The organism is Corynebacterium sp. KPL2680 (assembly GCF_040225675.1).
GTDB classification, from domain to species: Bacteria; Actinomycetota; Actinomycetes; order Mycobacteriales; family Mycobacteriaceae; genus Corynebacterium; species Corynebacterium rhinophilum.
The window spans coordinates 94,389-105,049 of record NZ_JBEHFM010000008.1 but is presented as its reverse complement, the minus strand read 5'-3'; the positions used below and the strand labels follow the sequence as shown (position 1 = coordinate 105,049).

The following is a 10,661-nucleotide window of genomic DNA, read 5'->3' as shown; positions in this document are numbered from 1 at the left end:
GAACTCACAATGAACATCCTCTCCTACGGACACAAGATCCGTACTAATAGGGTGTCCACTACTCGAGGGTAACCGCAAAACACGAGCGCAGGTTATTTAGTTGGGGTAGTCCAGAAAAATCTGTTGGTGCTGGGGCTTCAATTCCGAAAACCGCTTTGAAGGCTTGGCAAATAGCCCGTTTGTTAGACACCGAAATCTGACGGTTTGCCACTCCGAGGATAGTAAACGGATCCATGTCAGTAGCTGGCACTTCTGCATCGTCGATGGACCATTTCCATAGATGCTTGAACCGAAGCGGGCGTCCTGAAATTTCAGCGGTTTCTTTTAGCTTTTCCAGTAGCTCAGCGCGGTTGTCTTTGAAGGCGAGTAGCTTAGTGGCGAATTCTTCGAAAAAATCCGGCCAATCAAATGACGGGGATAATGGAGTCTCAGAGAAAAATTCAGGATCTCCCATGCCCTGGATGACTGATTCCACACGGTCATAGGCATGATTTCGAGAAATCTGACAAATAGTAAGCAGTGAACCCAGAGAACGTTGAAGGTCAAGTCCTAGGTCATCACGGTTGAAGAAATCGCTGGACCAGTTGATTGGTCGAACATGCCGTAAATCCTTCGGATCATTTGGGTGGTATTCGTAGTTGCCGGAGACACAGCCGAAATAAACTCGTCCTTGGTGCAATTTGCTAGGCATCAGAACTAAGTCGCCTATCTGCATCTCGTTTTTAAATCGATTGAGCTGAGACGCGTAGCTGGTAGCCGTTTGTGCCTTGAGATCTGGGTGCTCTCGAACCATTGAGGCTTTGATGGCATCCAGACTATCCTGCTGGTTTACCTCTGGGCCGTAGTCCATGCCGGGAAGACCTTGGTTGGACGCTAATGCTTGCTTTTCGCGTTCGCCATTGCTTCCGGCGCGCAGTACCCAGAAAAAATCCGCACTGGATTCTTCAGGAACTTGTTCTTGCGGGCCTGTATCGTCTGCTTGTGGCTTATTTGTTTTGGAAGTAAGTTTTCCGAGTTCTCGAATTTGGTCTTTGCTTAAGGGATACGGGTTGGAGGCAAGCCAAGTGGCCCCCTCAGCGGTCAAGGAAAAGGAACCCGGTTTAGAGGAAGTGACAAAGCCAATCTCTCTTGCGTGGAATACCGCCCACCGCGTCCGGTCTTCCACAGCGGTTCTATTTTTGAGCTGCCGGTGAGCTTGCTCTGGAAAGTCCACTTCAGCAATTTTTTGAACGCGTTCAAAAATCTCGGGATAAGAGACCAGTGTCGCGTCCCGCATCGTTTCTAAGACGATGGGAAGAACGGTTCTCCAAGAAAAGGTTTGCTGTGGGTCACTCATCAAAGCATCCTTAGAAGTTAAAGCAGGGACGTTTTCATGATAGTAGGAGAACGATTCACTCGGTACGGATGTAGCTCAATTGGAAACCGCCGGGGATAAAATCGAGAGAAAGAACCCCAACCCAAGGAGCCACCATGGACCAGAACAAATTCCGTCACGTCGTCGTCATGGGAGTCTCTGGCTCTGGCAAGACAACGGTGGGGGAGGCCCTGTCGCCGCTGGTCGGGCTAGAGTACCGCGACGGCGATGATATGCACACGCAGGCGAATATCGACAAGATGGCCGCGGGAACGCCGCTGAATGATGAGGACCGGGAGCCGTGGCTAAAACAGATTGGTCAGTGGCTGGCGGATAGGCCAGAAGGTGCGATGGTGGGGTGCAGCGCGTTGAAGCGAAAGTATCGAGATCTGATTAGAAAGTACTGCCCAGGCGTGGCGTTTGTGCACGTACATGGTGACTTTGATGTGTTGTATGAGCGGATGCAACACCGGCCGGGACACTTCATGCCAGCGTCGTTGTTGCAGTCGCAGTTCGACACCTTGGAGCCGCTGGAAGAGGACGAAACTGGCCGCGTCTTCGATGTGACGCGGCCAGCGGAAGATATTGCAGAAGACGCTGCTGCTTGGATAAAGACCGGCGCTTAAAAGACTGCAGCCGCGCCGTAGAGGACTAGGACGAGTGCGAAGCCGATGACGGAGATAAGCATCTGGTTGACGGTCCATGTCTTCAGAGTTGTCACGGTATCCATGCCCATTAGGCGGCCGACGAGCCAGAAGCCGGAATCGTTGACGTGGGAGCCAAAGACAGAACCGGCTGCGGTGGCCACAACGATGAGCGCGAGTTGGAGTTCGTTGAAACCGCCAGCTTCCACGGCGGGGACCATCAGGGCAGCAGCAGTGGTGAGTGCGACGGTGGCTGAACCTTGTGCCAGGCGGAGGGCTACGGCGATGAGGTAGCAGGCCAGGATGACGGGGATGCCGAGGCCGGAGAGGGAATCGGCAAGCGCATCGCCAATACCTGAGGTGCGAAGCACGCCGCCGAACATGCCGCCCGCGCCGGTGATGAGCACGACGGAACAGATAGGTCCAAGCGAGGAGTCAACGAGCTTTTCCAGCGCCGTCTTTTCCACGCCGCGGCGCAGGCCGAGGACTACCAGCGCGATAAGAACCGTAATCAGCAGTGCGATTGGAGTTTGGCCGAGCATGACGAAGAACCTGACCCACGTGGCATCAGCATCGATGGTGCCGTAGGAAGCTAGGGCATTGAGTCCGGTATTGAAGAAGATAAGCACCATCGGGATGAGCAGGATGGAAATCACCGTGGCGGCAGAGGCTGGTTTTAAGGGTTGTTCTTCCTTTTCAAGGACAGGCCCGGCGATGGCATCGGTGACCTTGAATGGGAACTTCTTGCCGGCATAAAGTCCAAAGCGGTAGCCAGAGATATACCAGGTAGGCAGGGCCAACAGCAGGCCGACGAGCAGCACCAGGCCGAGATCGGCGCCGTAGAATTCACTGGCGGCGACAGGACCGGGGTGCGGTGGCAGGTAGACGTGCATGACAGAAAATGCGCCGGCGGCTGGCAGGCCAAAAGCAAGGACTGGGCCATTCAAGCGGCGGGCGACGGCAAAGATAACTGGCAGCATCACGATAAGACCAGCGTCGAAGAAGATAGGAAAGCCCATAATCAGCGAGGCAATGCCGAGTGCAAGGGGTGCTTTATTTTCGCCAAAGCGGCGAACCATGGCATCGGCAAGCGACTGAGCACCGCCGGAAGCTTCCACGAGCCGGCCGATCATGGCGCCGAGTCCCACCAGAAGCGCCACCGAGCCAAGGGTCGAGCTGAAACTTTCCGTCATCGTAGGGACAATGCCTTCGAGCGGTATGCCAGCTGCAAGTGCTGTCAGCGCGGAGACCACCAGCAGAGTGAGAAAAGCGTGGAGCTTGAAATATATAACCAGCACCAAAATCACAGCGATTGCAGCGACCGCAATCCCTAGCAGCGGACCAGTGGACAATGTGGGTTCCCACGTCTCCATAGAGAAGGCTCCTTTTCTTGTGCAAACCTTTGAATACGGGCAACGTTAGCAGTAGCTCTGCTAGCCGATGCCCACATTTCCCCAACGTGGCTTATCCACCGCCCCGAAACTGGGCATATAAAAATCCCCTGGTTCCAGTGAAGGACCAGGGGAGAAGCCGAGGCGTGCTTAGTCGAACTGACCTTGGATGATGGCGGCCGCATCGAGCGGGGTTACGTGATAGGAGATCGGGTTCTGGTTGGAACCTGCCATAAGTGCGCCGGCGCAGGAATGTCCCGCGCCCATCATGTGGCCTAGCTCGTGAGCAATGGTGCCTTGGAGCGCCTCAGGGTAGGTGGCGTTGGGCATCTTGATGGACACCAACTTGTGATCTGGGTAAGCCGAGCCTTGGACGTAGCCGCGGGGATCCGGATTGTAGATGATGGAAATGGTGTCATCATCAGCTTCGGAAGGCTTTACTTCCTTAAGGGAGGCTTTTCCCTCGAGAGCCTCGTTCCACTCGGCAACGGCGGCGTCCAGCTGCTTGCGGTATGGGAAGTTATCCGCCACTTTGTACTTTAGTACGCCATCGCTGAAATAAGGTTTCACAGAGTCCTCATCGTGGAGGATAGAAGGATCTGGAACCGGCTTGCCCTCGTTAGCCAGCTTGGTGATGGCCTTGCAGGTTCCAGGATCGATGATGGAACGTACTGGGTCGCTCTTTGCGTTCGCGGCCGGCGCGGCGATAGTGCCGAGAATGGCGGTGGTGGCAAGGGCGGTGACAGATATCTTCTTCAGAGAGCGCATCGGCAGTTAGTTACCTTTCGATTGGCTTTATCGTTCGTGGAGTGCAGTTGGCCTTAGCAATATCCGCGGGAAACAGAATTGCGTGGATGCCTCAGGCAAGCGAGTAACAATCAATTTTTGCTACACCGGGCAAAATAAAAATTTACATTGTTAGCTTCGCTTTGTCGACTCTAATTTAGACGCTCACCAGTAGTAGAGCTAAATAGGTGGATACGGTCAGGATCTGGGGAAATGCGGAAAGTGTCACCAATCGTGTAATCACGGCGAGCACTTACCAACATCCCAGTTTGTCCGCCCATGCGGGTCGTCGACTGGAGATTTTCGCCCGAGTCTGCCAAGTCGCCATAGAGGTAGGTTTGATTGCCTAGCTCTTCAACGTGCTTAACGGTAAATTCCGCGCCTTCCTCTGTGTGCACCCAATCTTCAGGGCGAACGCCAACGGTAACGGATTGCGCACCATCGAAGTCGTAATTGGCCAAGTTGATGCGAGTAGATCCAAGTGAAAGCTGACTAGAGGTGTGCGCGAGGTTGTAGATATTCATGGCAGGGGAGCCGATGAAGCCGGCAACGAAGACGTTCTGGGGGCGGTCGTAGATTTCACGAGTGGTATCTACTTGTTGTAGGACACCTGCATTAAGCACCGCGACGCGGTCACCCATGGTCATTGCTTCGGTCTGGTCGTGGGTTACGTATACCGTGGTCGTGCCAAGACGACGTTGCAAAGTTGAAATCTGCGCGCGGGTGGATACGCGCAGTTTTGCATCTAGGTTGGATAATGGCTCGTCCATGCAGAATACAGCTGGTTCGCGCACGATGGCGCGGCCCATCGCTACGCGCTGGCGCTGGCCACCTGAAAGATTTGCGGGCTTTCGGTCAAGCAGATCCTCCATCTGCAAGATTTTCGCGGCTTCTTGCACCCGCGTCTTAATCTGGTCCTTGGGTACTTTCCGGTTCTCCAAAGCGAAGGACATATTCTGCGCGACCGACATATTCGGGTACAGGGCGTAGTTCTGAAAGACCATGGCTACGTCTCGATCTGATGGGCTGACTCCAGTGACGTCTTTTCCTCCGATCCGAATGGAACCTCGGTCGGTCGGCTCAAGGCCCGCGAGCATTCGTAGGCTGGTGGATTTTCCGCAGCCAGAAGGCCCGACGAGGACCAAAAACTCGCCATCGGAAATATCTAGATTAAGACGGTCAACTGCGGGGCGCTCCGCGTCTTTGGAGTAGATGCGGCTTGCTCCATCAAATGTGACAGTAGCCATGGTGTTACCTTTCAGATACTAAGGAAAATTGGCAAGATTAGCCGTTAATGACGGGCTTTACCTGGTTGTCATAAATGGACTGCAGAGTCTTTTCCAGATCCGTGAGCACCTTGGTGACATCGTCGCGGTTGGTGACGATCTTCTCGAAGGCACCACCAATCTCCTGATCTGCACCGGGGAGGAATACACGGGCGTTGTCCTGTGGGCGTGTTTCTGGAAGCTGCTTGATAGCAGTCTCGAAGTTCGGGTTCTCTTCCATGAATTTCTTCTGTTCTTCGTTGTCGGCAGCAGAAGAGCGGACTGGCATATAACCCACATTTTGGGACCAGTACGAGGTGTTTTCCTCGTTCGTGATGAAATCAATCAGCTTAATGGCTGCCAACTGGCGGTTCTTGCTAATACCGGAAGGAATGGCGAGGCCGGCACCTCCGGTGGGGCAAGCGCCGTCTCCCTTTGGATTGGGAAGGAATGCGGTTCCTAACTCGAAGTCAGCGGTATCAGAGATACCTGCAAGATCGCCTGTGGATAGGACAGTGGCTGCAGCGCGTCCAGTACCGAATTCCATGGCCATGTCATTGCCCATGTAGGAATAGCCATTCTTGCTATCGGTAACATCCTTGAGCCATTCCACAGCCTCGATGGTTTTGTCATCAGTGAACTTCAAATCCCATTCATCGGAGTAGGCGCCGCCCTTAGACCACAAGGGGCCTTGGAAAATCCATCCCAAGTAGCCGACGGCATCGCCCCAGCCAAAGGGCTTCATTTTAGAATCAGCGCTGGCGAGCTTTTTAGACCACGCATCCATTTCGTCCCAAGACTCTGGTCCGCGGTCCGGCAAGCCAGCCTTCTTCCACGCGTCCTTGTTGTAGTAGAACAGGGGAGTCGACCGGGCAAAGGGAAGCGCGAAGTGGCCGCCGTCGTAGTTGTAGTCCTCATAGAGCGGTTGGACATAGCTTGAAAGGTCAATATCGGCTTCTTTGGCTAGATCATCAACATTGGCAATCTGCCCATTGATGGCGAAGTTATACCACCACACATCAGACAGAACCACGATGTCTGGAAGATCAGATCCTGTGAGTGCAGCATTAAACTTTTGTGCTGCTTCCTCGTAGTTCTTTCCTGCGTCAACAAGGTTGACCTTGATATCAGGGTTTTCCTTCTCGAAGCGAGAGATGATTTCTTTTTCGATGTCCTTTGAGGAAGCTGGGTGGTTGGACCACCACGTCAATTCCGTGACCTCGCCACCATCGCTACTGCCTTGGGAACTAGTAGATGAGGTGCCAGCACAAGCGGCAAGAAATGTAGCGGTAGAAGCAGTGGAAGCTAGCGCGAGAAACTTACGGCGAAGCATGGGTATCTCCTTATATAGAAGTCAGATTGAGAAGGATAGGGTGATAACGGCGAGCGTGATAGGGATAGAAGCCTTCTAACCTTTGACGGCGCCAGTGGTGAGACCTTGAATCATGTATTTCTGCAGGCCAAGGAAGATGACGACCATTGGAAGAATGGTGAGAACGGTTGCTGCCATTACTGGTCCCCAGTTAGTAACGCCATCATTGTTTTGCAGCATGGTTAGACCCACCTGCAAGGGAGCAACCCGTTCCGTATCCGCCATCAGGAATGGCCACAAGTAGGTATTCCATTCGTTTACTAGTGTGATCACGGAAAATGCTGTCAGTGTTGGCCAAGAGACGGGAAGCAGCACCTTGGTGAGCAAGCGAATGGGGCCGGCACCGTCCATGCGAGCAGCTTCCACAAGCTCATAAGGCAAGGAAAGGAAGTGATTGCGCATGAGGAAGGTGCCGAATGCAACACCAGCCAGTGGGACGATGATGCCGACAAAGGTATTACGCCATCCCAAGGAATTGACCAAGGCGTAGTTGGAAATCACCGTGATTTCTGCAGGGACCATCAGGGAAGAAATCACCACGATGAAGACTAGATTGCGTCCTGGAAAGCGAAGGATAGATAAGGCGTAGGCGGAGATGACACCAAGCACAATCTTTATAGCGGATAGGACCGCGGTAATGAAGACGGAGTTGCGCAGGTAAGTCCAGAAGGGAACGCGCGTTGTGGCGTCTGCGTAGTTTTTGGTTTCCCACGTCGGCGGTAGCCAGTTAACTGGGTCGGTGTAAATATCACCTCTGGCCTTGAAAGAGGTCATTAAGATCCAGAACAACGGCAGTCCCACGAGCAGGAGGACGAGGATAATTCCTACGTAGCCACCGATGAGCTTGGCACGCCTTGATACAAGGGAAGAGTCTGTGATCATGTGAAGATTTGAATCAGCCATAGGGTGGGTTAACCGCGCTTATCCATGATGCGGACCTGAATCAACGTAACGACGAGCAGGATGAGGAATAGGATTGTCGCAGCAGTGGCGCCGTAACCAGCACGGAAGTTGACAAAGGTTTCGTTATAAATCTGAAAAACCAGCGTCTGGGTGCCGTTTCCTTGAGGGCCGCCTCGGGTCATGACGTTGATGATGTCGAAGACCTGCACAGAGTTGAGCAGTACCGTAATGGAAAGGAAGAAGGCGGTATTGCGCAGTTGTGGCATTGTCACGCACCAGAATTTGCGCCAACGCCCAGTTCCATCAATGGCGGCAGCTTCGTCTAATTCTTTATCTAAGCCTTGTAGAGCAGCCAAGTAGATGACAAACGTGTATCCCAAGTTCTTCCACACGAATGTGAATGTCACCATGAACAACGCCCAGCTAGGCACGGCGTAAAAGTTTGGAGAACTAATGCCAAACCACCCAAGGATTTCTTGAATCAATCCGAAGTTGGGGTCGAATACGAATTGGAAGGCGATACCAATCGCGGCACCGGAGATGGCATAAGGCGCAAAGACCACCGAGCGTGCAAAGTTGCGGCCTCTGATTTTTTGATTGAGAAGAAGCGCAAGCGCGAGCCCAATCACCATGGAGCCGATGACCGCGAAAAAGGTGAAAATGACGGTATTTAAGACGATCGTCTTTGTATCGTCACGCGTGAACCACTCCACGTAATTATCAAAACCAACAAAAGTGGAGCTTGTACTAGAAATATTCCAGTTAAAAAAGGAAAGCCGAATATTATCCAGCAGCGGCCGGTAGGTAAAAATGGCCAGCAAGATGAGATTGGGCGCCAAAAGTACGGCAGCCAGCAACCATTCCTTATGCCGGCTCTTTGTAGCCTTTCGCACGAGCTCCGATGAATTATCGTTGCTCGGGCCGGTGGCCGTGGCAGTCGCGATGCCGTTCTTAGTGTCGGCGTGGTCATCCCTGAGAGTCACCCAGTCAACGTAAACCGCGTAGATTACGGGGTGTTTCACATAGTGGAAACTCTTGATGAATTGCAAACGTCGAGCCCGTAAAGACTAGGGGACTGTTGCGTACTCGATGGAAAAACAACTCCAGCGCCCGGGCCTCAGTAAAGGGCCGCAGGGCGCTGGAGCTGGTTCTCTCTATCTCTCTTGCGTTCTCTCAAACGCTAAGGAAAGTATGGCGCTAGACCCTGTTATAGACATTGAAAAAAGCTGAAATTTTCCTGAAAGTTAGTGGAGGCTAAGAAGGCCACGGGGTAGGTACGCGGTGCGCTAGTCTGGAGGGTAGAAGAATTAGCCAAAATGTGGGTGGAAGCTGGGGCAATGGCCGCCGAGAAATGGCCTGGATCGCAGCTTTCCCGCGAGGTAGAGGTGGAAGATTTGTCGTCGCAGTATGATCCGAATTTTCACCGGCAGATGGGCGTGGAAGCTGACGTCGTCTTGCGCGTCGGAATGATGCTGATGGGGGCTGGCACATCGGGGTACCGCGTGCTGCGCGGCATGAAGCGCAGCGCCCGAGCGCTGGGGTTTGATCACTTGGATGCCAACGTGGGGCTGACCCAGATTACCTGTACCTTTCACCGGGGCGATTCCTTTCGCACCGTGATTGCGCGCACGCATTCGCCGGCCGTCGATGCCTCCCGCATTGAGGCATTGGAGGATCTCACCCATAACCACCTGTATTCCGGAATTACCGCGGAAGAGCTTTCAGGGATGCTCGATTCCATTGAAAGTGACGTGAAAAAGCGCTGGAGCGTGTGGGTCCTATCCACAGCGGCCGCGGTCGCGTGCGCAGCGTTTGCATTCCTGAACTTCTTTCCGGTACAGGCGGTAGGGCTCGTGGCGCTGGCCGCATTCGTGGGGCAGTTCGTGCGATATGAGGTGCTCCACCAGCACGTGCACCAAATTGGCGGGATCATCGCCGGTGGCGCGGCAGCTAGCATCACGTTCTTTATCCTCATCGAGCTCCTAGGATTTGCCGGGGTGGTAGAGCCGAGCTCGCTTTCCTCGGGCTATGTAGCGGCGGTGCTCTTTTTGATTCCGGGGTTCCCGCTGTTCTCGGCCCTGATTGATATTGCGCGCTTTGACTTTGATGCGGGCATCGCCAGGCTAGGGTATGCGTTTACGGTCATCTTTACCGCTACGTTTACCGTCTCCATGGTCAGTTGGCTGACAGATCTCAGCCCAGATCCGCCGGTTCCCGCACCGGATACGCGGTGGTATCTACTGGCTTCTGTCGCCAGTTTCTTCGGCATCGCGGGCTTTGCCTTCCTTTTTAATTCCTCGCGCCGCATGGTCCTAGTGGCCGCAAGCGTGGGGACAGTGGCCAACGCGGTGCGCCTGGGTCTGCTCGAGCTGGGTACGACCATCTACTTTGCGGCTTTTATTGGCGGGCTGATCATCGGACTCTTGGGTGCGGTGGCCTCGCAAAAGGCGCGGTTGCCGCGCATTACCACCACCGTGCCTGCCGCCGTCATCATGATCCCCGGGGTGACGATGTTCCGCGCGGTCTATTACCTCAATGATGGCCAGATGGATCAGGCGGTGGCGAATGTGGCCACCGGCTTGATGGTGGTAGGCGCCATCGGCGCAGGGATGGTATTTGCCCGTCTGCTTACGGACCGCGACTGGGCGTTGGGGCGGCTCATTGACTTCGATAAGGAAATCCCACGAAAGAAGCCCGCCTAGCGCGGGTGGCCCGGCTTTGCGGCAGCCACCCGCAATGGCAGCCAGAGACGGCGGCCAGAGGCACTAGGCAATGCGGCTGCCAAAAATACGGATAGGAAAACGCCAGCGGCACCCGGTTCCTTTCGGTTCCGAGTGCCGCTGACGTCTCTCTCTACAAGGGTGTTTCCATGTATCGGTGTTCACCGCCCTCTGGAAACTGAGGGGTTCTCTCTATCTCTCTCGTATGCGCTCTCTCAAACGCATG

Annotated in this window: 9 protein-coding genes; 2 read left to right on the top strand and 7 right to left on the bottom strand. The window is 54.2% G+C overall.

Features of this window, described 5'->3' with window-relative positions:
• Positions 1-58: 58 nt before the first annotated feature.
• A complete protein-coding gene (locus ABRP66_RS05890; protein ID WP_349838440.1) occupies positions 59-1,336 on the bottom strand; it encodes a DUF8426 domain-containing protein in 1,278 nt (425 codons plus the stop codon).
• Between the two features lie 134 nt (positions 1,337-1,470).
• On the opposite strand from ABRP66_RS05890, the gene ABRP66_RS05885 reads away from it, so the two are divergent.
• Positions 1,471-1,980, top strand: a complete 510-nt coding sequence (locus tag ABRP66_RS05885) for a gluconokinase (protein ID WP_284781786.1) — start codon at positions 1,471-1,473, stop codon at positions 1,978-1,980.
• Here the strand turns inward: ABRP66_RS05885 and ABRP66_RS05880 are convergent.
• The 6 genes from ABRP66_RS05880 to ABRP66_RS05855 form a co-directional block, all read right to left on the bottom strand.
• Positions 1,977-3,371, bottom strand: coding sequence for a GntP family permease (locus tag ABRP66_RS05880; RefSeq protein WP_284781784.1), 1,395 nt, complete (start codon positions 3,369-3,371; stop codon positions 1,977-1,979). The two genes, ABRP66_RS05885 and ABRP66_RS05880, sit on opposite strands and share 4 nt — an antisense overlap.
• A 168-nt stretch (positions 3,372-3,539) precedes the next feature.
• Positions 3,540-4,157, bottom strand: coding sequence for a zinc metalloprotease (locus ABRP66_RS05875; RefSeq protein ID WP_284770048.1), 618 nt, complete (start codon positions 4,155-4,157; stop codon positions 3,540-3,542).
• Between the two features lie 170 nt (positions 4,158-4,327).
• A complete protein-coding gene (locus ABRP66_RS05870; RefSeq protein ID WP_284770047.1) occupies positions 4,328-5,422 on the bottom strand; it encodes an ABC transporter ATP-binding protein in 1,095 nt (364 codons plus the stop codon).
• A 37-nt stretch (positions 5,423-5,459) separates the two neighbouring features.
• Positions 5,460-6,773: an ABC transporter substrate-binding protein gene (locus tag ABRP66_RS05865; protein ID WP_349838439.1), complete on the bottom strand. Its 1,314-nt coding sequence runs from the start codon at positions 6,771-6,773 to the stop codon at positions 5,460-5,462.
• 75 nt (positions 6,774-6,848) lie between these two features.
• Positions 6,849-7,694 carry a carbohydrate ABC transporter permease gene (locus tag ABRP66_RS05860; RefSeq protein ID WP_284770045.1) on the bottom strand — a complete coding sequence of 282 codons (846 nt, stop codon included), beginning with the start codon at positions 7,692-7,694 and terminating at the stop codon, positions 6,849-6,851.
• A gap of 29 nt (positions 7,695-7,723) precedes the next feature.
• On the bottom strand, positions 7,724-8,608 hold the full coding sequence (locus ABRP66_RS05855) for a carbohydrate ABC transporter permease (protein ID WP_284770100.1): 885 nt from the start codon (positions 8,606-8,608) through the stop codon (positions 7,724-7,726).
• Between the two features lie 537 nt (positions 8,609-9,145).
• Between ABRP66_RS05855 and ABRP66_RS05850 the strand changes: the two genes are divergently transcribed.
• Positions 9,146-10,417 carry a threonine/serine exporter family protein gene (locus ABRP66_RS05850; RefSeq protein WP_198010391.1) on the top strand — a complete coding sequence of 424 codons (1,272 nt, stop codon included), beginning with the start codon at positions 9,146-9,148 and terminating at the stop codon, positions 10,415-10,417.
• Positions 10,418-10,661 lie beyond the last annotated feature (244 nt).